Annotated in this window: 24 protein-coding genes and 1 tRNA gene; 13 read left to right on the forward strand and 12 right to left on the reverse strand. The window is 48.5% G+C overall.

The window, feature by feature from the left end; all coding sequences use genetic code 11:
• Positions 1-12: 12 nt before the first annotated feature.
• From ACN081_RS07715 to ACN081_RS07730, 4 genes are read right to left on the reverse strand one after another with little or no spacing between them, the layout of a single operon-like run.
• Positions 13-810 (reverse strand): DeoR/GlpR family DNA-binding transcription regulator, encoded by a 798-nt coding sequence (locus ACN081_RS07715; protein WP_419107437.1) that lies wholly within the window; start codon positions 808-810, stop codon positions 13-15.
• A gap of 57 nt (positions 811-867) precedes the next feature.
• Complete coding sequence (locus ACN081_RS07720) at positions 868-1,701, reverse strand: class II fructose-bisphosphate aldolase (protein WP_419107438.1); 834 nt, start codon at positions 1,699-1,701, stop codon at positions 868-870.
• A gap of 46 nt (positions 1,702-1,747) precedes the next feature.
• Positions 1,748-2,707 carry a 1-phosphofructokinase family hexose kinase gene (locus ACN081_RS07725; protein WP_419107439.1) on the reverse strand — a complete coding sequence of 320 codons (960 nt, stop codon included), beginning with the start codon at positions 2,705-2,707 and terminating at the stop codon, positions 1,748-1,750.
• A gap of 28 nt (positions 2,708-2,735) precedes the next feature.
• Positions 2,736-3,623 (reverse strand): SIS domain-containing protein, encoded by an 888-nt coding sequence (locus tag ACN081_RS07730; protein ID WP_419107440.1) that lies wholly within the window; start codon positions 3,621-3,623, stop codon positions 2,736-2,738.
• Between the two features lie 356 nt (positions 3,624-3,979).
• Here ACN081_RS07730 and ACN081_RS07735 point away from each other — a divergent pair, with 356 nt between their 5' ends.
• The 4 genes from ACN081_RS07735 (at position 3,980) to ACN081_RS07750 (ending at position 6,926) form a co-directional block, all read left to right on the forward strand.
• Positions 3,980-4,411, forward strand: coding sequence for a PTS sugar transporter subunit IIA (locus tag ACN081_RS07735; RefSeq protein WP_419107441.1), 432 nt, complete (start codon positions 3,980-3,982; stop codon positions 4,409-4,411).
• A 29-nt stretch (positions 4,412-4,440) separates the two neighbouring features.
• On the forward strand, positions 4,441-4,728 hold the full coding sequence (locus ACN081_RS07740; protein ID WP_419103799.1) for a PTS sugar transporter subunit IIB: 288 nt from the start codon (positions 4,441-4,443) through the stop codon (positions 4,726-4,728).
• 42 nt (positions 4,729-4,770) lie between these two features.
• The gene (locus tag ACN081_RS07745) at positions 4,771-6,111 is read left to right on the forward strand and encodes a PTS ascorbate transporter subunit IIC (protein ID WP_419102376.1); all 1,341 of its coding nucleotides are present in this window, start codon (positions 4,771-4,773) and stop codon (positions 6,109-6,111) included.
• Between the two features lie 65 nt (positions 6,112-6,176).
• Positions 6,177-6,926, forward strand: a complete 750-nt coding sequence (locus tag ACN081_RS07750) for a sugar isomerase domain-containing protein (protein ID WP_419107442.1) — start codon at positions 6,177-6,179, stop codon at positions 6,924-6,926.
• A gap of 110 nt (positions 6,927-7,036) precedes the next feature.
• Here the strand turns inward: ACN081_RS07750 and ACN081_RS07755 are convergent, their stop codons facing one another.
• Genes ACN081_RS07755 through manA form a run of 3 tightly spaced genes read right to left on the reverse strand, consistent with a single transcriptional unit; the run spans position 7,037 to position 9,914 of the window.
• On the reverse strand, positions 7,037-8,401 hold the full coding sequence (locus tag ACN081_RS07755; RefSeq protein ID WP_419107443.1) for a PFL family protein: 1,365 nt from the start codon (positions 8,399-8,401) through the stop codon (positions 7,037-7,039).
• Between the two features lie 9 nt (positions 8,402-8,410).
• Positions 8,411-8,680, reverse strand: coding sequence for an ACT domain-containing protein (locus ACN081_RS07760; protein WP_419103802.1), 270 nt, complete (start codon positions 8,678-8,680; stop codon positions 8,411-8,413).
• A 31-nt stretch (positions 8,681-8,711) separates the two neighbouring features.
• Positions 8,712-9,914, reverse strand: a complete 1,203-nt coding sequence (manA, locus tag ACN081_RS07765; RefSeq protein WP_419107444.1) for a mannose-6-phosphate isomerase, class I — start codon at positions 9,912-9,914, stop codon at positions 8,712-8,714.
• Positions 9,915-10,029: 115 nt separating this feature from the next.
• Here manA and ACN081_RS07770 point away from each other — a divergent pair, with 115 nt between their 5' ends.
• The gene (locus tag ACN081_RS07770) at positions 10,030-11,433 is read left to right on the forward strand and encodes a phosphomannomutase/phosphoglucomutase (protein WP_419107445.1); all 1,404 of its coding nucleotides are present in this window, start codon (positions 10,030-10,032) and stop codon (positions 11,431-11,433) included.
• An 84-nt stretch (positions 11,434-11,517) separates the two neighbouring features.
• On the opposite strand, the gene ACN081_RS07775 is transcribed toward ACN081_RS07770, so the two are convergent.
• Both ACN081_RS07775 and ACN081_RS07780 read right to left on the reverse strand, forming a co-directional pair.
• Positions 11,518-12,711 carry a globin domain-containing protein gene (locus tag ACN081_RS07775; protein ID WP_419103805.1) on the reverse strand — a complete coding sequence of 398 codons (1,194 nt, stop codon included), beginning with the start codon at positions 12,709-12,711 and terminating at the stop codon, positions 11,518-11,520.
• Positions 12,712-12,853: 142 nt separating this feature from the next.
• A complete protein-coding gene (locus ACN081_RS07780) occupies positions 12,854-13,303 on the reverse strand; it encodes an RrF2 family transcriptional regulator (RefSeq protein ID WP_419103806.1) in 450 nt (149 codons plus the stop codon).
• A gap of 352 nt (positions 13,304-13,655) precedes the next feature.
• Here ACN081_RS07780 and ACN081_RS07785 point away from each other — a divergent pair, with 352 nt between their 5' ends.
• Positions 13,656-14,024, forward strand: coding sequence for a hypothetical protein (locus tag ACN081_RS07785; protein ID WP_419102368.1), 369 nt, complete (start codon positions 13,656-13,658; stop codon positions 14,022-14,024).
• Between the two features lie 122 nt (positions 14,025-14,146).
• Here the strand turns inward: ACN081_RS07785 and ACN081_RS07790 are convergent, their stop codons facing one another.
• Together ACN081_RS07790 and ACN081_RS07795 are read right to left on the reverse strand one after the other, a co-directional pair.
• Entirely contained in the window at positions 14,147-15,634 is a 1,488-nt protein-coding gene (locus tag ACN081_RS07790; RefSeq protein WP_419107446.1) for a sugar ABC transporter ATP-binding protein, read from the reverse strand.
• 227 nt (positions 15,635-15,861) lie between these two features.
• Positions 15,862-17,724, reverse strand: coding sequence for a phosphoenolpyruvate carboxykinase (GTP) (locus ACN081_RS07795; protein WP_419107447.1), 1,863 nt, complete (start codon positions 17,722-17,724; stop codon positions 15,862-15,864).
• Between the two features lie 446 nt (positions 17,725-18,170).
• Between ACN081_RS07795 and ACN081_RS07800 the strand changes: the two genes are divergently transcribed.
• The 3 genes from ACN081_RS07800 to ACN081_RS07810 all read left to right on the forward strand — a co-directional run bounded on the left by ACN081_RS07800 (position 18,171) and on the right by ACN081_RS07810 (position 19,735).
• Positions 18,171-18,246: transfer RNA gene (locus ACN081_RS07800), tRNA-Arg, on the forward strand.
• Between the two features lie 221 nt (positions 18,247-18,467).
• Positions 18,468-18,788: a 2Fe-2S iron-sulfur cluster-binding protein gene (locus ACN081_RS07805; RefSeq protein WP_419102365.1), complete on the forward strand. Its 321-nt coding sequence runs from the start codon at positions 18,468-18,470 to the stop codon at positions 18,786-18,788.
• 2 nt (positions 18,789-18,790) lie between these two features.
• Positions 18,791-19,735, forward strand: coding sequence for a DUF4232 domain-containing protein (locus tag ACN081_RS07810; RefSeq protein ID WP_419107448.1), 945 nt, complete (start codon positions 18,791-18,793; stop codon positions 19,733-19,735).
• A gap of 43 nt (positions 19,736-19,778) precedes the next feature.
• Here ACN081_RS07810 and ACN081_RS07815 read toward each other — a convergent pair whose 3' ends face one another.
• Positions 19,779-20,369: a malonic semialdehyde reductase gene (locus ACN081_RS07815; RefSeq protein WP_419107449.1), complete on the reverse strand. Its 591-nt coding sequence runs from the start codon at positions 20,367-20,369 to the stop codon at positions 19,779-19,781.
• Between the two features lie 148 nt (positions 20,370-20,517).
• On the opposite strand from ACN081_RS07815, the gene ACN081_RS07820 reads away from it, so the two are divergent.
• From ACN081_RS07820 to ACN081_RS07835, 4 genes are all read left to right on the forward strand, one after another.
• Positions 20,518-21,582: a pseudouridine synthase gene (locus ACN081_RS07820; protein WP_419107450.1), complete on the forward strand. Its 1,065-nt coding sequence runs from the start codon at positions 20,518-20,520 to the stop codon at positions 21,580-21,582.
• An 83-nt stretch (positions 21,583-21,665) separates the two neighbouring features.
• Positions 21,666-22,928, forward strand: a complete 1,263-nt coding sequence (locus ACN081_RS07825) for a glycoside hydrolase family 76 protein (protein ID WP_419107451.1) — start codon at positions 21,666-21,668, stop codon at positions 22,926-22,928.
• 191 nt (positions 22,929-23,119) lie between these two features.
• Positions 23,120-24,352 (forward strand): MFS transporter, encoded by a 1,233-nt coding sequence (locus ACN081_RS07830; RefSeq protein ID WP_419107452.1) that lies wholly within the window; start codon positions 23,120-23,122, stop codon positions 24,350-24,352.
• A gap of 312 nt (positions 24,353-24,664) precedes the next feature.
• Complete coding sequence (locus tag ACN081_RS07835) at positions 24,665-24,892, forward strand: hypothetical protein (protein ID WP_419107453.1); 228 nt, start codon at positions 24,665-24,667, stop codon at positions 24,890-24,892.
• The last annotated feature ends 252 nt before the right edge of the window (positions 24,893-25,144 follow it).

Here is a 25,144-nt window from a genome sequence, read left to right on the forward strand (position 1 = left end):
ACCTTTAGAATGTTATAAATCAACAATTTTGAGGTTATAGCCGAGGTTTTGGACTTCCTCAGCAAGTTCTGGTTGTAGCTGAGAGTCGGTAATCACTTCTGAGATGTTTTCGACTCCGCCCACACTAGAGAATGAGCGTTTTCCAAACTTTGAAGAATCAGCAACAATAAAAGTTTTTTCTGCACGTGTTGCCATCGCAGAGTTCACCATGGCCTCATATTCGTTCACTGTTCCTGGGCCGTTCTGGTCAAAACCGTTCACCCCGATAAATGCCAAATCGAGGGAGATGTTTTTGAGCATGTCGGTCGCAAAAGGTCCGGTGATTTCGTAGGAGTAGCTGTTGACTTCACCGCCGATGAGAACAATTTTGATACATGAGTTCTCGGCGAGCGCATAAGCGATGTCTACGGCGTTGGTGACAACGGTCAGAAGAGGTTGAGCGGGGGTAAGTTCAACATCTTGGTGTTGGTAGACCCATTGTGATAGTTCGCGGGCGACTTCTCCGACGGTGCTACCTCCTGTAAAGCCAATAATCATGCCAGGTTGTAGATGCTCGATAGCAGCACGTGCGATAGCGGTTTTTTGTGGTAGGTGAGAAGAGTCTCTACGGCTCATAGGGCTGGCGAGGACGTTTTGGTTACTTTGTGCTCCACCACGGGTTCGTTGCAGAAGACCTTCGCCGGCGAGGTAGTCGAGGTCTCGTCGGGCTGTTGCAGCTGAGATGTCTAGGGCGTCAATAATTTCGTTGACGCTAAGGCACTGGCGTTCGTTGAGGAGTTCCAGTATTTCGGCATGTCGTTGGCTGCGCATCGTCGGTCGTGTTCCATTCACTATGAGCTAGTTATTTGAGGTTATTCTCAACGCACTTTAACCGGCGAAGACGCTCAATAGTCGGGCGGCTTCTGCGCTTAACGCTTCTCGTGCAGCACCCAAGTATTTGCGGGAGTCCACAACTGTTGGGTTTTGGTGAAGGTATTGTGCAATAGCTTCAGTAAAGAAACTGTTAAGGTGTGTTGATACATTGATTTTAGTCATACCTGAGCGGATTCCTTGGAGAATCTGCTCATCGCTGACACCAGAAGATCCGTGAAGGACGAGTGGGACCCCTGTAGATTCACGTAATTGTGTGATGAGTTCGTGGTCTAGTCGTGCGGTACGTTCGGTCATGGCGTGTTCGCTACCGACGGCAACAGCTAGGGTGTCTACCCCTGTGGCTTGTACAAACTCGTGTGCTTCGGTGGGGTCGGTGCGTACACCAGGGGTGTGGGCACCTTTTTTGCCTCCGATTTCTCCAAGTTCGGCTTCTACGCTGGCGCCGTTGCGGTGGGCGTACTCTACAACTTTGACCGTGGCGGCGAGGTTTTCTTCATACGGTAGGGTGGAGCCGTCGTACATGACGGAGTTAAAACCGAGGTCGATAGCTTGGCAGGCTAAGTCTACTGATTCGCAGTGGTCTAGGTGTACTGCGATATTTGCGGTGGAGAGTTGTGCGATGTCGATCATGGCTTGCCCCAGTGGGGTGAGGTTGCCGTGGAAGTTGATGCAGTTATGGCTTAGCTGCATGATAACGGGTAAGCCTGTTGTTTCGGCTGCTTGTGCGATGGCTTCTGCTGTTTCTAGGTGGACGACGTTGAAAGCTCCGATTCCTCTGCGGTTTTGGTCGGCGGAGCGTACGAGGTCGATGGTGTTGATTTGTGGCATGGTTTTCTTTCCTGTCGTGGTTGTGTTCAGGGGATAAAGGTTTGGGTTAGCGGATTTTTTCCATCAGGATGTTGGTGTTGAGGGATTCCCATTCGGTGCCAATAGCTCCGGCGATAGGTTGTGTGAGCGCTAAGGCAGACCAGCAGATTGCTCGGCGGAGGAGTTCTTCGGTGGGAAGTTTGTCGATGAGTCCGGTGGCGAGTGCTGCGACGAGTGCGTCTCCGGCGCCGGTGGGGTTACCTTGCAGTGGTTGGGCGAGTTTGGCGCGGTATGCCTGATGGTGGTTGATGAAGTACAGTCCGTCTTCTGCGCAAGAGACGATGATGTTTTGAGCGCCGAGGTTTTGAAGTTTTTTGACAGCGGTGAAGAGTTCGTCTGATTGGGTGGCTTCGAGAAGTTCAGAGTAGTTGGGTTTGAGGTAGTCGGCGTGTGCTTGAGCGGCGTCGAGGAGGTGTTTCCCTGAGGTATCTACGATGAAAGTGCTGCCGTAGCGTTGGCAGAGCGTGCTGATGTCGTTGATGAGTGTGGTGGGTGCTGCTGGCGGGAAAGAGCCAGAGAGTGTTACGGCACAGTGATCGTAGTGTTTGAGGGTGTCTTCTAGGGTGTTGAGGATTCCTTCATACACGTGGGTTGGGTGTTCTGCACCGTTTTCGTTGATGATGGTGGTAGAGGAGTCGTGTTTTTGGTGTATTGCGTAGGTGCTACGTAAAGGTGTGGGGGTAGGGGTAAAAGCCGTGTGCACACCGTCGTTGAGGGGGTGCGTTGTGTTGCGTTGCTCAGTTTGTCGTTGGTGAAGCTCTTGGAGAGATTCGTGACAGATGGGCCCTAGAGCCACGGCCGTATAGCCTTGTTCGGCGGCGACGTTGGCGACGTTGAGTCCTTTACCTCCGAGGCGACGTTGAGCGGCGGGAATGCGTAGTGTTGATTCTGCGCTGAGGTGCTCGATGGTGATGGTGATGTCTAGTGCGGGGTTGAGCGTGATAGCGACAACGGCTGATGTGTTCATGGCTTTTACCTCTACCTTCAGTTTGTGTTTAGTTGAGGATGACTGAGCGTGTGAGGTTGCGTGGCTGGTCGGGATCTAGCTCGTTGGCTAGGGCTGTTTCGAGTGCTACGAGGTGTTGGCGTGCAAGGTCTGCCATGGGGTCTAGGTCTTGGTTTTCGAAGCGTGCGCCGGTGGCTTCTACTTGTTCGCGAAGGCCTGCTGGTGCTTGTCCGAATTGCCAGGTGATACGGCCTTCTGATGCGATAGCGATGGGGCCGTGTCGGTATTCCATGGAGTTGTAGGATTCTGTCCATTTTTGCGAGGATTCACGCATTTTTAGTGCCGCTTCGGTGGCGATGGGTGCTGTCCAGCCGGTGCCGAGGAATGAGTATTGTTCTGCGTTGATGAGTTCTGGATCTAGTGGTTCGGATAGTGCTCGTTCGCAGTCTTTGATGGCGTTTTGGCAGATGTCGCGGCTGTGGATGGAGGAGCGGAGGAGCATGAGTACGGTGGTGGCGAAGCGGGTTTGTACGACGGATTGTTCGTCGGCGAAGCCGAGGTCTATGACGCGGTCTGCTAGTTCTGCTACGGGTGAGTCTGCGACTCCGACAAGTACGGTGATAGGTTTTTTCCCTTTGACGGATTCCATGAAGGTGATGATTTCGCTGGTGGTTCCGGAGCGGCAGATGATGAGGTATTCGTCGTAGTCGCGTTCGGTGGGTACTTCGGTTGCGGTGAAGGCGTCGGTGATTCCGTGTCCTTCGTTTTCGCGTAGTGCGGCGTAGCTTTGTGCCATGAACCAGGATGTTCCGCATCCTACGGCTGCGACTTTTGTGCCGTCTTGGGGTAGTGCTGAGGTGTCTAGTTCGAGTGCTTGTGCCCAGGTTTGTGGTTGGCTGAGGAGTTCTTCTTTCATGTGGGCGCCGGGAGTTGTCATAGTTGTGGCCTTTCTGTGTTTGGTGTTGGGGTTTTTCTCAAAATCCATCACCCAATTAATCAAAAGTTTTCATAATTATGATTACATATGATTCTTTTGGTGTCTACAAGAATAATTTTCAATCAGTCACATTTACTTGCCAACACTCCACCAAAAACCCTAGAAACCAAGAAGATTACCCTAGAAAATCGGCATTTAACATGAAAAGCGTGTTACTAAAAGTCAGAAATCACTTTATTTAACAAAGTGACTAATTTTGATTATTTTGCGAAAAGTTCACTCAACTTGCTTTACATCAGTCATTTTCAATCATTATGATGGCTTGTGTAACAGTTGAGAAAGATGAGGTGGTCTCAATGACCTTCGTACCAGACGTTGTTTCAGCCCAACGCACAGCAAAAGACTGGAGAGAAGCCATCAGCATCGTTGGTGAACTCTACGAAGAAGCCGGAATAGCGACCAAAGAATATACCGAAGCAATGATCAAAGGTGTCGAAGACTTCGGACCATATATGGTCTTCATCCCCGGCATTGCCATGCCCCACGCAAAAGCAACCAGCGGAGTCCTCAAAGCAGGAACAGCAGTCGTCACACTAGCTACCCCCGTAAAATTCGGCAGCAAAAACAACGACCCCGTCGACTTCCTCATTTCTTTCGCATCCGAAAGCACCGACGGACACATGGAAAAAATCCAAGAACTAGCAGACGTCCTCGGACAACAAGAACTCATCGAAAAGGCCCGTCAGGCGAGCAGCGACGTTCAACTGATGGAAGTTTTCACCCAATAAAACAACACAAAGAAAAGGTAATAATCATCATGATTTCAATTGCAACCGTATGCGGCATGGGACTCGGAACCTCTATGATGCTCGCAAGCCAAATCCGCACCCTCCTCAACGCAGAAAACATCGACGCAAAAGTACAAGCCATCGACCTTGGCTCCTTCAAATCACAACCCTCAGACATCGTCGTCACCACCACCGGAATGGCAAAAAACGTTGAAGGAACCAAAGCAATCGTCGTACTCATCGACAACCTCATCGACAAAAATGAAGTCAAAACCAAAGTACTCGCCGCAGTAAACGACTTCACCGCAGGCAACTAGCCACACCACTCCCCATTCCCCATATAGCTTGAGGTAGAAGCAATGAACTCTCTCCTTGACTTTTTCGTACAACTCATCCAAATCCCCGCAATCATCGTCGGATTCATTGCGTTCATTGGATTAGTCGCACAGAAAAAAGCAGCCGATGAAGTCATCACCGGCACCATCAAAACAGCACTATCACTACTTATCATCGCCGGCGGTGCAACAGTCCTCATCCAAGGCCTAGCACCCATCCAAAAGATGTTCGAGATGGCATTCCCCGCCAGCAACATCACCACATTCGTCACCTTCGACGAAGCCGTCGTCTCAGCAGTACAAACCGGACCAGTAGCAGCCCTCGGCTCACAAATTGGTCTCACCATGCTCTTCGGCTACATCGTGCACCTACTCCTCGCACGATTCACCCCATGGCACTACGTCTACCTCACCGGACATATGATCTGGGTACACGCCGGCGCATTCACCATCGCCATCTACCAACTCGGACTAGGCCCCGTATGGACCGTCATCATCGCCTCCCTCATCGACGGCGCATACATGACATTCGCCCCCGCCATCGCACAACCCTTCGTCCGTCGTATCACCGGCGGAAATGACGTCGGCTTCGCACACGGACAAACCCTCCTCAACGTCCTCGCCGGATACCTCGGCATGGTCGTAGGAAACAAAGAAAAATCCACCGAAGACATCAAACTCCCCGAGAAACTCTCATTCTTCCGCGACGTTGCAGTATCCACCTCCATCGTCATGATGATTGTCTCACTCGGCTCAGCACTAGCAGCAGTCAGCTCCGCAGGAGTAAGCGCCTTCGAAGCACCCGTAGCAGACGGCGGTATCTCCGACGGACAAAGCTGGGTCATCTTCTCCTTCATGATGGCCATGCAATTCACCGCAGGTATGCTCATCCTCCTCTACGGTGTCCGCATGCTCATCGGCGAAATCGTTCCCGCATTCGAAGGTATCTCCCAAAAAGTTATCCCCAACGCCATCCCCGCGCTGGACGTTCCTGTACTCTTCGCCTTCGCCCCCAACGCACTACTCATCGGCCTCATCTCAGGTCTCATCGGCCAAATCACCGGCATGGTTATCTGCGTTGCACTAGGTTGGCCAGTACCAATCCCCTCCATGATCGTTGCATTCTTCGCATCCGGTACCGCAGCAATCTTCGCAAACTCTACCGGCGGACGAACCGCAGCATGGCTAGGAGGCTTCCTCTGGGGATTCCTCGGCTGGATTCTCATCTCTTTCGCCTACCACATCAACGCCTTCGGCGACCTGCCTGCCCTCGGCGCATCAGGACTAGGCTTCACTGTTCCTGACGCCATCGTACCGGGCATCATCATCCACTGGATTGGACAACTTCTCGGCATCCTCGCCTAAGAACACTCCCCCAATCCACATCACATACCCCCCATTCGACTCATACATCGTAAAGGATGGTCATCATGTCACAGCTACTGGATAGCTACTACCAACAAATCATCTCACTTCTCGAAAAAATTCGTGAAGAAGAAGTCCCCACCATCGACAAAGCCGCACAAGCTATCGCAGAACGCGTAGCACAAGGCGCACGCATCTTCGCTTTCGGCGCTTCACACTCCAGCCTTCCCGTACAAGACATCGTCTACCGTGCCGGCGGACTCATGCTCATCAACCCACTCTACGCACCCGGTGTTGAAGCACTCACCACACGCCCAACCACCCTCGGGTCGCAGATGGAACAGATGCCCGGATACGCTGAAGTAGTGCTCAACAATGCACCACTCAAAGAAGGAGACGTCCTCATCGTAGTCTCCGTCTCCGGACGTAACGCGCTCCCCGTAGAGCTAGCACGTGAAGCACGCGCTCGCGGTATTTTCGTCGTAGGACTCACCTCCTCTAAATACACCGAAGCCGTCACCTCACGTGTACCCGACGGAACCAAACTCAAAGACCATGCAGATATCCTCATCGACAACCAAGTAGATGCAGGAGACGCAGTGCTGAGCCTAGAGGGCGTGCCTCAGAAGTTCACCCCTGCATCTGGAGTCACCTCCACCGCAATCTTGCATTCACTATCTGCAGGCATTATCGAGAATCTTGTGGCACAAGGTATCAGCGCACCAGTATTCCTCGCTGCAAACCTTGACGGCGGTGCAGACTGGAACGCACAGCACATGGCTGAGAATAAGGACAAAATCTTCTACCTCAACTAAGAAGATATATAACTCTTCACAAGCAGTATGAAGCGGTGGTGTTCTCTCATCTTTTGAGAGAACACCACCGCTTTAAATATGGGGAAAGTGAGCAAACCGCTCAACACATATTAGTTCCTAAAACCGTGAACAGGAGAAGGAATTCTTCCACCGCGAGCCGCAAATAGTTCAGAAGATTCAGCGTGGATGGGCATCACAGGGGCCCGCCCTAGAAGCCCACCAAACTCCACCATCTGCCCGACCTCAAGACCAATAGCAGGAATAACACGCACCGCAGTTGTCTTATGATTCATGACACCTATTGCAGCTTCATCAGCAATCATGGCAGCAATCGTAGATGCTGACGTATCACCGGGAATAGCGACCATGTCTAAACCGACAGAACAAATGGCTGTCATCGCTTCGAGCTTATCAAGAGTAATTTTCTGTGCGGCAGCTGCTTCAATCATGCCAATATCTTCTGATACTGGGATGAAAGATCCAGATAGCCCACCCACATGAGAGCACGCCATCATGCCACCTTTTTTCACAGCATCATTGACTAACGCTAAAGCAGCAATTGTGCCGTGTGTGCCAACACTCTCTAGGCCCATCTCCTCAAGGATATGTGCCACAGAATCCCCCACCTCGGCGGTAGGGGCAAGGGATAAATCAACGATGCCGAACTGAACTCCTAGACGTTCTGCAGCGAGGTTTCCGACGAGCTGCCCAACACGAGTAATTTTAAAGGCCGCTTTCTTCACTGCTTCTGCGCATGCGTCAAAAGATTCGCCACGGACTCGTTCAAGAGCACGTTTGACAACACCGGGTCCAGAAACTCCTACAGAAATAACGGTGTCAGCTTCTTGTACACCGTGGAATGCACCGGCCATAAAAGGATTATCAGATACAGCATTCGCAAAAACCACAAGTTTAGAGCACGCAAAACCATGTTTATGAGCTGAGCCTTCTGCCGTTTGACGAATAACCTCGCCCATCTTAGCGACAGCGCTCATATTAATGCCGGCTCGAGAAGACCCAATATTAACCGACGCGCACACAACGTCCGTTTCGTTGAGAGCTCGTGGAATACTCTCAAGCAAACGGCTATCTGCAGGAGTCATACCTTTATCGACAAGGGCGCTGAAACCACCGATAAAATCTACCCCAGTGGCTTTCGCTGCAGCGTCCAAAGCTTTCGCGTATTCCACGTAGTCCGTTGCGTCGCTCGCCCCAGCCACTAAAGAAATAGGGGTCACAGAGATACGTTTATTAATAATGGGAATGCCCAGTTCGGCTTCAATGCCCTCAACAACTTCAACAAGTTTTTGTGCGCGTTGAGTAATTTTTTGGTAAATCTTTTGGCAGGCAACCTCGGCCTGCGCATCAGCACAGTCCAGCAGAGAAATACCCATCGTTACCGTACGAATATCAAGCTTATCCTCCTCAATCATTTGCAGAGTTTCGAGGATATTAGCGTTACGATCAAAAACCATCACAAACTCCTAGAGGGTGTGCATTGCGTCGAAAATAGCTTCAGATTGAATACGAATTTTCAGACGCTGTTCCTCTTCTACACTGCGCATAGCCTCTTGTAGTTCTTGGATACTTTGAGTTTCGTCATCGAAACGTCCGTGCAAAATCATGGTGAAATAATCGTCCATAAGAGTCTGCGAAATATTGAGAATATTTACCTGATTCTTTGCCAATTCTGTGGCAACAGCTGCCACAATTCCTTGATGGTCGTGTCCGGTAACAGTCAAAATGATATTCATGGGGGTCTTTCTTTTGGCTCAGTAGCTGAGTCTATATGTATGCGGCGATGTAGGCTTCGCCAACACCGCTCATAGTGGTGGGGGTATCGCTGCCAGCATGTAACAGTGATTCTGTAGCACCGAGAGTGAGCTGAACGTTAGGGGTGCTTATCGCCAGTTCTCCGCTTGTGCCAATCACTGCAGCAGCACCTTTAAAGGTATAAGAAACGCTCTGACCTTGAGAAAGTTTAACGCGTGTTACGCTCAATCGTGGATCCCACATGCTAAACACCCCAAGAGTGTCATCATCAGGTTGAGCACGCTGAACCACCGGCGCATCCTGTTGCACCGCAAGAATACGGATGAGCTCTTCAACATCAATATGCTTGGGGGTGAGCCCTGCTCTCATGACGTTATCGGAAGGGTTCATCAGTTCAATCGCTGTACCTGATACGTACGCATGAACTTGCCCGTCTGGAGTATACGCAGAATCGCCAGGGTGCAAGTGCAAAAGGTTCATCACCATCGCAACCAGCGCCCCAATATCGGCAGGGTGCTTCTGCTGAAGAAGTTGCATCAACTGTGCAACATCGTAAAGGACGCCCTCTACAACAGTAGGGTTCTGTTCTAACCATTGAGCAGTATGAGATAGCGTCACCTCTAGGTGACGCTTCGCGTCAGCTGTATCCATACGTAAAATAGCGGCAAGAAGTTCTTTATCGTTAGGTGCTGTTAGTAGAGGTAGAAGCCACTGAAGGTCAAATACCTGCGCAATATGTTGCAACTCTTCAACAGGACGTACACCGGTCAGAATTGTCATATCAGATAGAGCAATAACGGTCTCCGGCTTGGAATGCTCATCTTTGTAATTTCGATGCGGGGCGTCTAGAGGAATATTCTGTTCGTTTTCGGCATGGTATCCTGCGAGCGCTTGTTCAGGCGTTGGGTGGACTTGAATAGAAAGAGGGGCGTCAATAGCAAGAATCTTAAAAAGAAATGGAAAAGTTGTGCCCTCATAGTCAGAAGGTAAGAAACGTTTGGGATCTTGTTCAACGAGGGTATTAAGACCTATACGTTCTCCGTCAATTAACACATATGATGGGGCAGCGTTATGTGCACCGACCCAAAGTTCTGCTTCTGGTTGTGTTGAAGGAGTTTCTTCTCCTCGCATTTTTGCTAAGGCGGTCAAAGAACCCCAAGCGTAGTTCTGTATTGTGTTTTCTAAACGTATTAGTTCACCCATAGAGTCCATCATATCCTTATCTATACTCTCGGGATTGTTTCATCAGCCAGAAGCATTTTTCAGTGTTTATAGCCATACCCTGAGAAAATAGTCCGGTATTACTGTGAGAAACAGTTAGAATAACCCCGTGAATACAATTGATCTAACCGCATCCTTTAAAGCGTACGATGTTCGCGGCATCGTTGGGGAAACTATTACTGAAGAAACTGTCCGTGCTACGGCAGCTGCATTCGTTGATGTTCTAGAACTTTCTGGTCAGAATGTCCTCGTAGGTAGCGACATGCGCCCATCTGGCGAAAGCTTCACCGAAGCGTTCGCTGAAGGTGCTACTGCTCGTGGGGCAAACGTCATCAAGATTGGCCTTATTTCTACCGATGAGCTGTACTTTGCGTGTGGTGTAGAAAATGCTGCTGGCGTTACCTTCACCGCAAGCCATAACCCAGCAGAATACAACGGCATGAAAATGTCTAAGGCTGGTGCCGTACCTATTTCTTCTGAAACCGGACTTTTTGACGTTCGTGACCGCGCCCAAGACTATCTCAACGAAGGGTCTATTCCTTCAGTAGATAATGTTGGCTCTGTCAGCGAAAAAGATGTTCTCAAAGACTACTCAGAATATCTACGTAACCTCGTTGACCTATCGAATATTCGCCCTCTTAAGGTTGTTGTCGATGCAGGTAACGGCATGGGCGGCATGACCACCCCAGCAGTTCTTGGCAACTCCATTCTTCCTGGTCTACCTCTAGAAATTGTTCCACTCTATTTTGAGCTCGATGGAACTTTCCCAAATCACCCAGCTAACCCACTAGAACCAGCAAACCTCGTTGATTTACAAAAAGCTGTTGTAGAACACGGTGCAGATATTGGTCTAGCTTTTGACGGTGACGCAGACCGTTGCTTCGTCGTTGACGAAAAGGGTGAACCGGTTTCTCCTTCTGCCATTACCGCTATTGTTGCCGAACGAGAAATTGCTCGTGCTCAAGCTGAAGGCGTTGAAGAGCCCGTTATTATCTATAACCTCATTACGTCTAAGGCTGTACCTGAACTTGTGGAGAAGAAGGGCGCTCGCGCCGTAAAGACTCGTGTGGGTCACTCTTTCATTAAGGCTGTTATGGCTGAAGAAAATGGTGTCTTTGGTGGCGAGCATTCTGCTCACTATTATTTCAAGGATTTCTTCAACGCTGATACTGGCATGCTCGCAGCAATGCATGTTTTGGCTGTTCTTGGTTCTTCCGAGAATTCTCTTTCTCAGATTGCGGCGGAGTATTCTCCATATGTGGCTTCTGGCGAGATTAACTCTGAGGTTGCCGATAAAGACGCCACTATTGCTCGTGTGGTTGAAGCGTTGGGTGATGCTGTTGAGGTATCAACCATGGACGGTACCACTTTTGAGCACCGCTCTGAGGGATGGTGGGCTAACCTTCGCCCATCGAACACTGAGCCGTTCTTGCGTTTGAATTTGGAAGCTCCCGATCAGCAGACGATGGAACGTGTTCGTGATCAGATTCTTAGCATTGTACGTGCTAGCTAATTAGTTGGTTTTGTTCACATTAAAGTGAAGAAGTTGCCCTGACGTTTTGAGCGTCAGGGCAACTTCTTTTTTAGGGGAAGAGAATTAGTGTTGTGCTGCGCGGGCGGTGTCGCGAAGCATCCATTGGTCAGGTCCAAAGATTTCGTATTGGATACGAACACCGGGGATACCTGCGTCGATGAGTTGGCTTCTTGCGTTCTTCATGAAGGGAAGAGGCCCGCAGAGGTATGCCATGGCGTTGGGGTCGATGTCGAGTTGGGTGATATCTAGTCGACCTTGGTGTTCTCCGTCGTGGGACTCTTCGAAGAATCGCACAATTTTTCCGTTCTGGAGTGAAGAGACGAGTTTTTCTGCTTCTTCACGTAGTGGCCAGCTTTCGGGGGTGCGGTCACTATGTACGAGGACGACTTCGCGGGTGGAGTTTTCGCGTACCATTTCGTCGAGGAAAGCAATCATGGGGGTGATTCCGATACCTGCAGAGAAGAGGTATAGGGGGCTAGTGCCGTTGTCTCCGAACCCGCCGAGGGTGATGTCGCCGTAGGGGTTGGAAAGCTGGATGATGTCGCCGACTTTGAGTGCGTGGTGAATTTTTGTCATTTCGCCGTTGGGGTCAAGTTTGCTGGCGATACGGCGTTGGTTTTCTCCGGCTGGTAGCAGGGTGTATTGTCGGGCTTGTTTGAGTCCATCTTCAGCTTTTGCGATGAGGCTGACGTATTGTCCTGCTTTTGCGGGGGTGAGGGGTACGTCGTTAGCTGCTTCAAAAGTCATATCTACGACGTTATCGCCGGTTTCTACACGTTTGATGAGGCGGAAGGGGGCGTGCATGACGTCATTTGCTTGGGAAGCGTAGAGGCCTTTTTCGATGTTGATGAGGGCGTTACCCATGAGCCAGTATACTTCGCTCCATGCTTCAGCTACTTCGGGGGTGCAGGCGTCTCCGAGGTCTGCTGCGATAGCTTCGAAGAGGTATTTGTAGACGGTGGTATATTCTACGGCTTGGAGTCCGAGGGATGCGTGTTTGTGGGCAACACGTGAGAGGACTTCGTCGGGGTATTTGTCGGGATTGTTGAAGATGTAGTCTGCGAAGATGACGACGGAACCGGCGAGTGCTTGGGGTTGGGTTCCTTCGAGTTGGGAGGAGCGTGAGAACATTCCGTCCATGAGGTCTGGTCGAGCGGCAAACATTCGACGGTAGAACTCTGGGGTGATGTGTGGCATTCGTTCTGCAACGACTGCTAGGGTTGCCTCGATGATGGGGCGTGACTTTTCTGAAAGCATGTGATGTCTCCTTAGTGACAGGTTGTGTGTAAACCCGTTATTAAATTAGCATATTTTATGCAAGAATTACGCATTGGGGAAACAAAAAGCAGGTTATCCCTCCCGCGGGACAACCTGCCACAGCACACTAAAAATACTATCCTCACTTGCCAGAAGGCGATAAACCTAGCTGAACAAAAACCGGTTGTAATTGCTTCTGCGTCGGCAAAGAAGAAATAACAACAGGATCCAATACCTCATAAAACGCCTGACGAGCACGCGCCAAATGAGCACGCACATCGCATTCAGTATTGAGAGGACAAGAGCTTTTTGCACCCTCACACTCAACAATCGGACTATCTCGCTCAGTATGACGCAACAACTGCCCAATCGTCACATTCTTACCTTCGTCAGAAAGCTTTACACCCCCTGAGCGCCCTCGACTCGAAAGCACCCACCCCTGATGAGCCAAAAAAGCAACAGATTTTGTCACATGGTGATAAGGAGTTCCTACTCCTTCAGCAATAGCCTGAGTAGAGAGCTGATGCCCCTCAGCGCCAGAAAGCAGCATCATAATACGCAAAGAAACATCTGAAAACGCAGTAAGTCGCATACGCTCACCTCCCATAGACATTGCGCAAAAAGACGACAATAAAACTGTATCTGCTAGAAGAGAAAAACCCGAATAAAACTCCCTGACACTCAGACGCAGAAGTGTTTATTACCCTGATAAAACCCAAAAAATGTCCTTTTTTATGTCAAAAGTTTTCCTATCTCAAGCAACGACACTCCCACCGTGTCCCCTAATTTGTTGTGCAAGAGGTAATATATATAAAGCATTTGCATTTTAAGATTCCTTTGTGAATCTATTTGTACGAGCCTCGTGTGGCGGGTATGTCCAATACATCAAGGGTGTTCGGCACAACGCAATAGACTTTTCACTCGAAACTAAGAAAGGGATTTCAATGTCCTCTCTAGAATCCTCAATCCAGGAACTCCTCTCCATCGAGGGCGCTTCCGGTGCAGCACTTGTTGACATTTCTTCTGGTATGGCTCTCGCTTCTGGCGGTGCCCCCGGTTTTGACTTGACCGTTGCTGCAGCAGGTAACTCCAACGTAGTTCGCGCGAAGCTCAAGACCATGACCGACCTCGGCCTTGGTGGCAACATTGAAGACATTATGATTACCCTCTCTAGCCAGTACCACCTCGTGAACGTACTCAACGCTTCTGAGACTTCAGGTCTTTTCGTTTACCTCGTACTTGACCGCAACACTGCTAACTTGGCACTTGCACGTCACAAGCTCAACAGCATTGCTTCACGCATTTCCCTCTAAACTTCTTTGTTTCTAGAGGCACCAAATAAGGGTGTATCGCTTCGTGTCACGAAGCGATACACCCTTATTCTTTAAAATATTTTAGGCGCCCCACCTCGATAAGGTGGGGCGCCTAAAATATTTTAAAGCTCGTCGTCTCCGATAGCAGCTTCCATCAGAGTATCTTCAGTAGCTTCTTCATTATTTTGAATAGATACCAGCTTGCCATCGTGCATCACAGCAATACGGTTACACAGCTCAATCAGTTCAGACATATCCGAACCAATCAGAATAATTGAAGTACCCTTTTCTGTGAGTTCTTTGAGCATCTTATAAATTTCAGATTTAGCGCTCACATCAATACCACGAGTAGGGTGGTTAAGAATCAGAATCTCACAGTCAGTAGTCATCCACCGAGCGAGTGCCACCTTCTGCTGGTCACCGCCAGAGAGCTTGCCGACTTCACTTTGAATATTAGTGGTCTTAATATGTAGCTTCTGGATTTGGTCAGCAACCTCACGAAGAGCAGACACCTCATGCAAGAAGCCCTCTGCGTTGCTTTCAATACCAGCAGATTCCATGAGGGTCTTTGCGATAGAACGCTCATTAGCGATGCCTAGCTCATCATCATCGTCTGAAAGATACCCAATACCGTAGGAGACAGAGGCTTCGGGGCTTCCTAAGGTGACGTCTTCACCATTAATTTTTAGCGTCTTAAAAGTAGCTTCTTGATCAACACCGACGAGAGCGGCTGCTACCTCGTTAATACCAGAACGACGAAGACCTGTCAGCCCAAGAACCTCTCCCTTATTAACGGAGAATGTCACATCTTTCAAGAAACCAGATGCACCGCATAGGCCTTCAACCTGTAGCTTTTCGTGTTCACCAGAGAATTCTTCAGGACGTTGCCCCATAGGAATCTCACGGTGGAACATCTTAAATGCAATTTCTTGAGAGCTCATCATATTAGGGGAAATCTCGTGAGAGATAATTCCGTTGTCCAAGATGACAGCACGATCTGCTAGAGAACGAATCTCGTCAAGACGGTGCGTAATATAAATGACAGAACGGCCTTCTGCTACCAGACGACGGGTAATCTCATGGAATTGATAGATTTCGTAGTCGTTAAAGGTTGCGGCAACCTCGTCCATGAGCACCAGCTGAGTTTCTTCTGCTTCCATACGAACAACCTCGATAAGAGCTTGCTCAGCGCGAACCAGTTCACCCATCTTTGTGGTGGGGCTGATAGATAGTCCAGCATCATCAAGAAGTTTTTGTGCACGCTCGTTCTGTTCTTCTTCAGATTTATCAGCGTGGAATGTTGCACGGAAAATAGCTTGAGCAACAGTAAGTTCAGGGTCAACTTTGAACTTTTGACGGATAGACCCAACACCACAAGCAAGTGCTTCATCAGGAGTTTTAGGGTTATAAGGTTCTCCGGCGAGTGTCATGGTGCCAGAGGTGGCGACGTCCCAGCCACCAAGAATAGATATTAATGTTGATTTTCCAGCGCCGTTCTCACCGAGTAAGCCTAGAACCTCACCTCTGGCGACGTCAAAATCGGCGCCCTTCAATGCGAGAAGGTGATCATGCTTCTTAGTTAACCCTTTAACACTGAGCAGGTTCTCCACCGTTGCTTACCCTCCGAAAGAAAATGCGGCGACAATACTTATGTAAAGCATCAAGAATCTTCCAATCAGATTCTTAGAATACTTTCCCCAAATAGAGATACTAATAGTAATTAGTATCAATTAGGTAATTATATTGCACTGCGTCCCTTAAAACATCAAAAAACGGCAGTAATGTGTATATACACATTACTGCCGTTCCTGATATGACGTATCAGATAGTGCCAATATTATTTGCCAATACGTTCTGCAAAAGCACGACGTTGAACCTTAATGGCTTCGGGCAGCCCGTCCCCTAGGCTTTCTAACCACTGATCGATACTTTCGAGCTCTTCACGGCATTCCTCAGGGTTAACAGCCAAGGCTGCACGTAATTGGTCTTCTGTAATATCCAGACCATCGGTGTCGATATCTGCTACGCCCGGAACAATACCCAGAGCGGTCTCTTCGCCGTGAGCTTTTCCTTCAAGACGGTCGAAAATCCATTTAACAACACGAGAATTCTCACCAAAACCAGGCCACGCGAACCCTCCATCAGGAGTACGGCGGAACCAGTTCACGTAGTAAATCTTTGGCATGTTCTCTTCGCCATGCTTTTCTCCTAGAGCAAGCCAATGGGCAAAATAGTCATTAACGTTGTAGCCAATGAACGGCAACATCGCCATAGGATCACGACGCACCACACCTACTGCACCTTTTGCAGCAGCTGTAGTTTCTGAGGATAGTGTTGCACCGCGGAAGACACCTTCTTCCCATGTGCGCGCTTGAGAGACAAGTGGCACCGTTGTTTTACGTCGTCCACCAAAAATAATAGCGCTCAACGGAACACCGTCAGGTTCGCTAAATTCAGGTGCCAACATATCAACCTGTTCAATAGGGGTGCAGAAACGAGAGTTCGGGTGAGCTGCCGGACGCCCACAATCAGGAGTCCATGACTCACCGCGCCAGTCCGTAAGGTGTTCTGGCACGTCCTCGGTTTTTCCTTCCCACCAGACAGAGTTATCGTCAGTGAGAGCAACGTTCGTGAAGATGGTGTTACCTTTGGCAATAGCTCGCATTGCGTTAGGGTTCGTGCTCCAGCCGGTGCCAGGTGCAACACCAAACATTCCTGCTTCAGGGTTGACGACGTGGGGTTTACCTTCGTCATTGAAGGTAATCCACGAGATGTCGTCACCAATCATTTCAGCTTTCCAGCCTTCGATGGTTGGTTCCATCATGGCAAAGTTTGTTTTTCCGCAAGCTGATGGGAAAGCAGCCGCCAGATAGTGAGTTTTTTGTTCGGGATTGGTGACTTTGAGGATAAGCATATGTTCTGCCATCCATCCTTCATCACGTCCCATCGCCGATGCGATACGTAGCGCGTAGCATTTTTTGCCAAGGAGAGCGTTTCCACCGTAGCCAGAGCCGAAAGACCAAATTTCTCGAGTTTCAGGGAACTGGACGATGTACTTTTCTGGGTTGCATGGCCATGGCACGTCTGCTTGGCCTTCCTCTAAGGGTGCGCCGACGCTGTGAAGCGCTTTGACAAAGAACCCTTGTGTTGCAGAGAGTTTATCGAGGACTGCTGTGCCGATAGTTGCCATAATGCGCATGGAGCATACGACATAGGCAGAGTCGGTGATTTCAATACCGTATTTTGGTTCGGTTGCATCGAGTGAACCCATGACAAAAGGAATAACGTACATGGTGCGTCCGCGCATGGAGCCGGCGTATAGTTTGCTCATGAGTTCTCGCATTTGAGCGGGGTCGCGCCAGTTGTTGGTTGCGCCTGCTCCTTGTTCATTTTCGGAGCAGATGAAGGTTCGCTCTTCGACGCGAGCAACGTCGTCGGGGTCAGAGAATGCGGCGTAGGAGTTGGGGAATTCGTGGTCGGAGAGTCGAACGAAGGTTCCGGATTCGACGAGTTCTGACGCTAAGCGGTTGTATTCTTCTTCGCTTCCGTCAACCCAGTGGATATTTTTAGGTTGTGTCATCTGTGCGACGTCTCGAACCCAGTTGATAATGTCGGAGTATGTTGTTGGTGCATTCTCTAACTGTTCTAGTACAGCTGTGTTGAGAACATTGTCCTGTGTGTTTTGTTGTTTGTTGCTCATAAGGAGCTTCCCCTTTTAGTGTGTTAATGGTCTCAGTACCTCGATGTGCTGAAACAACGGTCCTTGGTTGTGTTGGTTTTTGCGTGATAAACGCCAAAAGCTCCTAAATCTTTGTGCAGGCGGTACTGCTCAGTGCAAGGTTTAGGAGCTAAACAACCAAGGTTGCTCACCTCATCGTGATAGACCAAGAGTATCGTTTGAGTTTCGTGATGTTTGTGTAATTACAAGTTTTTTCTCTTAGCATGTTGGATTTATCCGTACCAAATAGTTAAACCTAGTCAAACTGATAATATTTTGACAAAAATCAAACATTCACCCATTCGAGCACCCCATTCACACGCAATGAGATAAGCGTCACGCATTTTTGATTTGTCTTTTACCCCAAAGACTCTGTAGAGTATTACCTGTTGCAACGGCAAGGGTTTCAGAACCAAGCCGAGAAACATGCGCCTGTAGCTCAACGGATAGAGCATCTGACTACGGATCAGAAGGTTGGGGGTTCGAATCCCTTCGGGCGCACCACAGAAAATAAAACCCGGTTCTTAGGAATCGGGTTTTATTTTTATCCCAAGCTTTCTGCCATATAACAACATACAGGAACACTCTACACATCATATTTATGACGTATTTTCGCACACGTACTACGCACAGTGCAGAATAAAAGAGGAATAATAGTTAACCTAAAAGCGTTCCACGATAACAAGGTCACAACTCACCCACAACGCCCAAGGAGTACACCGCACATGAGCATCAATATCAACGTCACCGACGAAAACGGAGAAACCCGTTCCGCAGAATGGGAAGAAGACCAAACACTACTTGACGCACTTCTTGCCAACCAATTCCCAGTACTAGCAACCTGCGGAGGAAACGCATCATGCGCAACCTGCCACGCCTTCATCGACCCAGAACACTTTGAAGCATCTGGCGAGCGCACCGAAGCAGAAGAAGACCTCCTCGACATGGTAGACGATGTCGCCAACGAATATTCTCGACTATGCTGCCAAGCAGAATATGCAGAAGGCATGGACGGCGCGACGATAACGCTTAAACCTGGGATGTGAGTATGAAAATCTTTAGTTCCCCCACCACAAGATTTCTCCCCTATCTAACCATCGGGCTACTTGCACTCAACGCGTGTTCTCATAGTCCGCAACAGAGTTCTGCGCCCACGCCTCAAACAGAGGTCTCCTCCCCCGCTTCATCCTCTCCTGCCCCTGCACCAACAGGCACACCAAAAGTAGTTACCCCAAGCCCGACAGCAGAATCTTCCACAGCGTCCGGCTCTGCTCCTACCCCAGCGTCAAGTTCTTCTGCACCAAAAACTGACGAAGATACACGACATGCCCCAACCTCATCAGCACCTGCACAGGAACAAGTTCCTTCTCCAGAGCCTACGCAGCAACCGCAGGTCATCGAATACAGCGAACCTCCCGTTCCACGTGGAACGGTCATTACGGTTCCGCCAGAACCTCCCGTAGCTACTGAACCTCACCGTGAGTCAAAGACGACGCCTGAAGCATCACACCCTGAACCTGTTGTTCCGGCACCAGCTTCAACAGCTCCAATGACAGCAAGTACACCTGTCTGTGACTATGGAAATATCCGTATCGATGCACAAGCAGCCCCCGGTGCTGGTGCTGCTGGCTCTCGCTATATTAGTTTGACGTTCAGTAACACTGGCACAGCTCCGTGTTCTCTGAGCGGTTACCCAGGTGTGAACTATGTAGATGCAAATGGTCACCAGATTGGGGCAAGTGCAGTGCCCGCGGGAGAATGGACGAGCTCAGGTAAAGTCTTACATTCTCATGAGTCTGTAACAGCAATCCTCAGAGAAACCCGTGCAGGACTTTACAGTGAGCAAATGTGCCAGCCCACAACAGCTGCAGGCTATCGCGTCATCATCCCTGGGACATCGAACTCATTAGTTTTAAAATTCCCAGCAGAAGCTTGTTCAGATAATACTGTTACTCAGCTCAGTATCGGTCAGGTAGGGGCGGGCTCCTCATAGGTTACACAGCTCACCGTCTGTTTCTTACCAATCCGATGACGCTCTAGAGAATCTCGGCTACTTCTTCAAAGCTAAAACGTGGATTTCGTTTGTACGGGGTTGGCGTACTATACCCGATGTTGACGATCATGAAGGCACGTTGGTTTCCATCAGGGAAGAATTCCTGATTGATAGCAGAGAAGTTTGCGCCGGTCATTGGCCCAGCAGATAGCCCAAGGGCACGAACAGCTGTGATGAGATACCCTGCAGAAAGTGTTGCTGATTGTTCAGCAGAATGAAGGCGTGATTCTTCTCGTGAGAACTTTTGTGCAGCATGAGCCATGGACGGGTTAAATTTTTCAAACTTATCAACCCATTGTGTATCAAAACTGAGAATAGCGCTCACGGGTGCTTGCTGAATCTGCGGCTGGTTTGACGGTGCAACATGAGGTAGCAGGCGTTCTCGGGCAGTGGTGCTTCTCAAAAAGGTCAGCCGCAAAGGTTGAGAGTTAAAGGCTGTTGGACCCATTTTGGTGAGGTCATATATTGCACGTAATTGTTCGTCAGAAACGTCTTGTTGAGTGAATTGGTGTGCAGTACGCGGTTGCACAAAGATTTTATGAAGAGTTTCGGTATCTAAGTGTTCTGTTGTCATGATGGTCCTCTTGAACTAACGAATTAATTTCTACTAAGCATAAGCTTTTCTTCTCCTCTCATAAAAGGGGTTATTGGGGTTCTTTGCGTTATCGTTGGTGTTATCTTTTTGTTTCTTTGTGTGTCTCGTATGTTAAAGTGTGGTGTTTATGGCTGGTCGAAGTCGCAGGCGTCTTCTTGTTAAACCGCTACCTCAACGCCTTGGCATTGATCCTATTTCTCTCAAGCTCCCCACTGAGTTTCCCGAAGATTTACGTGCACGGGTAGATACCCCTACCCCCACCATTGCGCAGTATCTTATTGCTCGTTTTTATCCTGATACGCCAGAGGTTGTTAATCGCCTTTTTTGCCAAGGAGAGGTTGTCACAGAAGATGGTACGCCCCTACCTCTAGACGCTCCTTTTGAGGGTGGCCTAACGATTTGGTATTACCGTGAACTATCCCAAGAGCCTCAACTACCTGATGATATTCCTGTTCTTTATGAGGATGAGTGGATTCTTGTTGTTGATAAACCACATTTTTTACCCACCACTCCTCGTGGGATGTTTGTTGCGCAAACAGCGTTGACCAAATTGCGGGTTCAGCATCAGAATCCGTTACTTTCGCCGGTGCATCGTTTAGATAGAGCGACAGCGGGTGTTTTGGTTTTTTCGAAGATTCCGCAGAGCCGTGGCCCTTTTCAGACGTTGTTTCAAAGCCGCCGCATTGTCAAAGAGTATGAGGCAGTTGCCCCGCTGATTCCTCAGTTGGAGGGTTCGGGTTCCCCATGGCAGGTGGTGCGTAGTCACATCGTTAAGAATCGTCAGCAGGTTCAAGTTATTCAGCATTCTGAACAGCAGTGTCTGAGTCTAGGACTTGAGCCTAATGCGCTCTCTGAGGTTGAGTTAGTTCGAAGTATTCACTATTCGACGGAGCAGCTTCATCAGCTGAGACTGGAACATAATCCTCATCTTGTAGCCCCTAACTCGCGTAATCTTTATGGGGTGTATCGATTGAAACCTCATAGTGGTAAAACTCACCAGTTACGTGCCCATATGCTCCTTTTAGGTGCCCCTATTCTTGGTGATACTCTCTACCCTACGGTGTGTCATGAGTTTCCTGATGAGCAGAATTTACCGCTACAGTTACTTGCCAAGAGGATTTCTCTTAGACACCCGCTAACGGGAGAAGATCTTGTCGTCACGAGTTCACGAACTTTGGCTTTAGCGCAATAGTTAGGGTGAGCACTGAGGGAACGGTAAAGGTTTAGACTTTTCTTCGTACTCGGTTATTGGGTTTCTCTCACTGAAGGAGATATATGGAGCAGGCACCTAGTCGCAAGTCGCATCGTTATGAGATTTCAGAGGCCGAAAGTCGCCAGCTAAAAGCTGAGTATGCTCAGACTATGAGCATGCGGGCTGAAACTGCTGGTTCTTCGGTATTACACTTTTTTGCTCAGCGTGCATTATCCATTCCTGGTACTCTTTTGGGGGCTCCTCAGGTGCCTGATTGCCGTCCGGTTAAGGAACGTTTGACGCATTGGCATTTTTGGTGGCAGGCGCATTTCTTGGATTGTGCTCTTGACGCGTCATTCCGTGCTCATCGACATATGGATTCTTCACAGGCGACGAGATGGTTTGAACGTTCTCAACAGATTTTGCGCGGTATTCGGGCTAGAAATTTTGGTCTCTACACGAATACTTTCTATGACGATATGGCGTGGCTTGCTCTCGCTGTGGGGCGCATGAATGCGTTGTCTGAGTTGTTGTATGGTCGCGGGTATATGCCAGCACAAGATGCAGGGGTGCAACTTTTTAAGGCGTTACGTCGAGGTGCTACGGAGCATCTTGGTGGTGGAATGTTTTGGTCTACTGACCATGATTTTAAAAATACTCCGGCTACTGCTCCTGCGGCTCTAGCTTTTGCACGGGCACATCAGCACGATCAGGCGCGTGCTCTTGTTGATTGGCTTCAAGAGAATTTGTGGGATGAACAGCGTCGTGCATATCTTGATGGTATTAAGATTCTTTCCGAGCAGTCTCAACTAGAAGATTCTCTCTTTTCGTATAATCAGGGCCCTATTTTATCGGCTCTTCTTGAAATTCACGGTGTGGGTATGCCTTTGCCGGATAAAGTTCAAGACCATATTTCCGCTTTGCTTGAGGGAATAGTCGAACATTTTACAGAGGATTTTGATATTTCTGATACGGAACGTTTGAGGATTCTTCGCACAGGCAAAGATGGTGATGGTGGCCTGTTTACCGGTATTCTTGTCCGATATTTGGCTCAGGTTGCGCTCTCTGTCAATGTTAGGGAGTCTTCTCGTTCTCTTGCTGGTGATTTAGTGGTTCATACGGCAGAAGTTTTGTGGGAAGGCAGAAGAGAATTTGATCCAACGCTGCCTGTTAATGAGGCGGGAATTGATGTTCGTGAGATTCGTGGGGAGCCGGTGGTTCTTTTCTCTCCGGATATTCTTCAACATTCTTCGCAAACGTTAGTGCCTGGTGCTCCGGTGGAGCTGTCGTCTCAGCTTCAGGGGTGGATGATTCTTGAGGCTGCTGCACGGGTGTTAGAACAATAAGTTTTACACTCATTTTGAGTAGTGGTGCTTTAAAATGTAGTCCATGATGTTCTCAGCATAAAAAGGGAAAATAGAGACAAAACGGTATCTCGCTTAAATTGTTCTGCGATTAAGTTGTACAGGAATGATGAGGAACCTGTACAACCAGATAATCTATATCTAAAACACGTTTTGAATCACAGAAATCAAATATGCCTAATATTTTTCGTGCTCTCTGGTCTGGAGAGCTGCTCAGCTTCACCTCGACACAGTTCATATTATTTATACTCCCTGTCATAGCCATATCTTCACTTAATCTTGAGAATTCTCAGGTCTCTGCCATTAATGTTGCGGTAGGGGTTGGCACGCTTTCTTTTCTTCTTTTGTTGCAGCGTCTGGGTGATTCTCACAAGAAGATTATGCTTCTTTCTTTATGTTCTCTTATACGGGCGCTATTGTGCTTCTCAGTTAGCTACTTGTTGGCTATCGGTGAGTTCAAGATTGTCTTTCTTTTCTTCTTCGCGTTTCTTATTTCGGGGATTACGGTTTTCTACGACAGCTTGTTCTCGTCCTTGATTCCTGCGGTGATTGATAAAAAGTATATTCCTCGGGCAAATCGATGGTTTGCCAGCCTTCATTCGGTGGCAGATATAGTCGTTGGTGCTGCCGCTGGAGTTGCGTTTGGCATGATGAACAGTTCAAATCTCTTCATAATTTTTGGTGTCCTGTATGCGTTGTCGTTGATTGGACCGGTATCTGCCGCGAGAAGTTACAGGGGCGTCGCTGATACCGAACAAAAGGTTTCGGAAGATACCCATACAGGGTATTGGGCAGGGTTAACTTTCTTAGTGAGGGACAACATCCAGTTTCCACTGACCAAGAGTATCGTTTACTTTAACTTTATAACCTCAGGAATTCAGGCAGTCTATATTATTTATCTGCTTCGGAACACAGATTTTTCGGTACTTAGCTTAGGTGTTGCGAGTTCTCTTGGTGGAGTCCTTGGAATTATTCTTGCTCATTTTTCTGGTCGAAAGATAGATACCTTAAAACCGTATTATGTCCTCATCGTGACTTTTCTGCTTCCGGTTGTCTCTGGGGTTGGAATCTATATTTCTCAGTATTTTAATAATATTTTTTCGATTGTTATCGTGGGAGTTTCGCTTGCCTTATGGTCTAGCTCTATGATGATTAATATTTCGATTTCGGAGACGCTTAAGCATCTTTTGGTTCCGCATAATGTGTTGGGAAGGTTCTCGATGTCTCAGCGGTTGTTAACGTGGGGAGCTGATCCGTTGGGTGCTGTTCTCTCATCTTTTCTTTTAGCGTATTTGCAGGCTGGTACGGTATTTATCGTATTTCTGTTGTTGCTGTGTGTATCGCCGTTGTGGGTTATTGTTTCAGGCGAGATAAGAAAACTTCCGGTTTTATCTGAAAACGGCTAATTAGCCTATGTGTGGAGTTCATCTTAGTGAACGTCATTGTGTGGATATTCTGTAAATCACGTTCTTTGAGCTTTGTTCTATCTTCAAGGAAGGTGGGGTGAGAGTGTGATGTGGGGTATTTTGACAAGATGAAATAGGAGAAACTTCTTGTATGGTCCATTGTTTTGTTTTGTATAAGACTGTAGTATAAAAAATTAATGATTTGCGCTTCAAAAGGTGCAATTTTATGGGCAGAGATACTGCTCATAAGGTCTTTCTTGATGGGCTTCTAAAGCATGTTGTGAGGACGCCTAAAGTAAAGGGGATAAACACATGGATAAGTTCGTTGCTTTTCTTGTCACCGTAGCAGTTTTATTATTCATGCCATTACCTATTGCGTTAGTGCTCAGCGGAGGAGAACTCTTTACCAGCGGATGGGCAGGAATTTCAAAAGAATTCTGGGTTACCTATTGTTTTGGTATGGTGACTTTTTTGGCTAGCCTAGCATGGCACATCTGGAAAGACTCACACTCTGCTAAGGGCAAGAAGACCCAGAAATAGTAGTTGATTTTTTCATCGCATCGTTAGTGTCAGCGCGTGACTTTTGTTGAGAAGTCACGCGCTGAGTGTTTTCTTCGAGATGTCTTCACAATTCTTCCAGTAGGAGCATCCAGAAGAATATGAGGCAGCTAAGATTTAACTCTTCTCATCTTCTTCTACTGAAGCCTGAACGAACTCCGAAAAGAAGAACCCCCTCTTATAAGTAACCCCTGTTTGGACCCACCAAATATGGAACTTACTAGGTATCTTGAC

Origin of the sequence: Rothia sp. P13129, from assembly GCF_048512865.1 — a bacterium.
In the GTDB taxonomy this organism is placed as follows: Bacteria; Actinomycetota; Actinomycetes; order Actinomycetales; family Micrococcaceae; genus Rothia.

Coding starts and splice junctions, on each gene's coding strand:
- ACN081_RS07820 (WP_419107450.1), top strand. CDS start 20,518: ATGGCTGGTCGAAGTCGCAGGCGTCTTCTTGTTAAACCGCTACCTCAA.
- ACN081_RS07750 (WP_419107442.1), top strand. CDS start 6,177: ATGTCACAGCTACTGGATAGCTACTACCAACAAATCATCTCACTTCTC.
- ACN081_RS07825 (WP_419107451.1), top strand. CDS start 21,666: ATGGAGCAGGCACCTAGTCGCAAGTCGCATCGTTATGAGATTTCAGAG.
- manA (WP_419107444.1), bottom strand. CDS start 9,914: ATGATGGACTCTATGGGTGAACTAATACGTTTAGAAAACACAATACAG.
- ACN081_RS07780 (WP_419103806.1), bottom strand. CDS start 13,303: ATGCGACTTACTGCGTTTTCAGATGTTTCTTTGCGTATTATGATGCTG.
- ACN081_RS07775 (WP_419103805.1), bottom strand. CDS start 12,711: ATGCTTTCAGAAAAGTCACGCCCCATCATCGAGGCAACCCTAGCAGTC.
- ACN081_RS07730 (WP_419107440.1), bottom strand. CDS start 3,623: ATGACAACTCCCGGCGCCCACATGAAAGAAGAACTCCTCAGCCAACCA.
- ACN081_RS07740 (WP_419103799.1), top strand. CDS start 4,441: ATGATTTCAATTGCAACCGTATGCGGCATGGGACTCGGAACCTCTATG.
- ACN081_RS07760 (WP_419103802.1), bottom strand. CDS start 8,680: ATGAATATCATTTTGACTGTTACCGGACACGACCATCAAGGAATTGTG.
- ACN081_RS07720 (WP_419107438.1), bottom strand. CDS start 1,701: ATGCCACAAATCAACACCATCGACCTCGTACGCTCCGCCGACCAAAAC.
- ACN081_RS07815 (WP_419107449.1), bottom strand. CDS start 20,369: ATGACAACAGAACACTTAGATACCGAAACTCTTCATAAAATCTTTGTG.
- ACN081_RS07725 (WP_419107439.1), bottom strand. CDS start 2,707: ATGAACACATCAGCCGTTGTCGCTATCACGCTCAACCCCGCACTAGAC.
- ACN081_RS07835 (WP_419107453.1), top strand. CDS start 24,665: ATGGATAAGTTCGTTGCTTTTCTTGTCACCGTAGCAGTTTTATTATTC.
- ACN081_RS07795 (WP_419107447.1), bottom strand. CDS start 17,724: ATGAGCAACAAACAACAAAACACACAGGACAATGTTCTCAACACAGCT.
- ACN081_RS07715 (WP_419107437.1), bottom strand. CDS start 810: ATGCGCAGCCAACGACATGCCGAAATACTGGAACTCCTCAACGAACGC.
- ACN081_RS07830 (WP_419107452.1), top strand. CDS start 23,120: ATGCCTAATATTTTTCGTGCTCTCTGGTCTGGAGAGCTGCTCAGCTTC.
- ACN081_RS07755 (WP_419107443.1), bottom strand. CDS start 8,401: ATGGTTTTTGATCGTAACGCTAATATCCTCGAAACTCTGCAAATGATT.
- ACN081_RS07745 (WP_419102376.1), top strand. CDS start 4,771: ATGAACTCTCTCCTTGACTTTTTCGTACAACTCATCCAAATCCCCGCA.
- ACN081_RS07805 (WP_419102365.1), top strand. CDS start 18,468: ATGAGCATCAATATCAACGTCACCGACGAAAACGGAGAAACCCGTTCC.
- ACN081_RS07785 (WP_419102368.1), top strand. CDS start 13,656: ATGTCCTCTCTAGAATCCTCAATCCAGGAACTCCTCTCCATCGAGGGC.
- ACN081_RS07735 (WP_419107441.1), top strand. CDS start 3,980: ATGACCTTCGTACCAGACGTTGTTTCAGCCCAACGCACAGCAAAAGAC.
- ACN081_RS07810 (WP_419107448.1), top strand. CDS start 18,791: ATGAAAATCTTTAGTTCCCCCACCACAAGATTTCTCCCCTATCTAACC.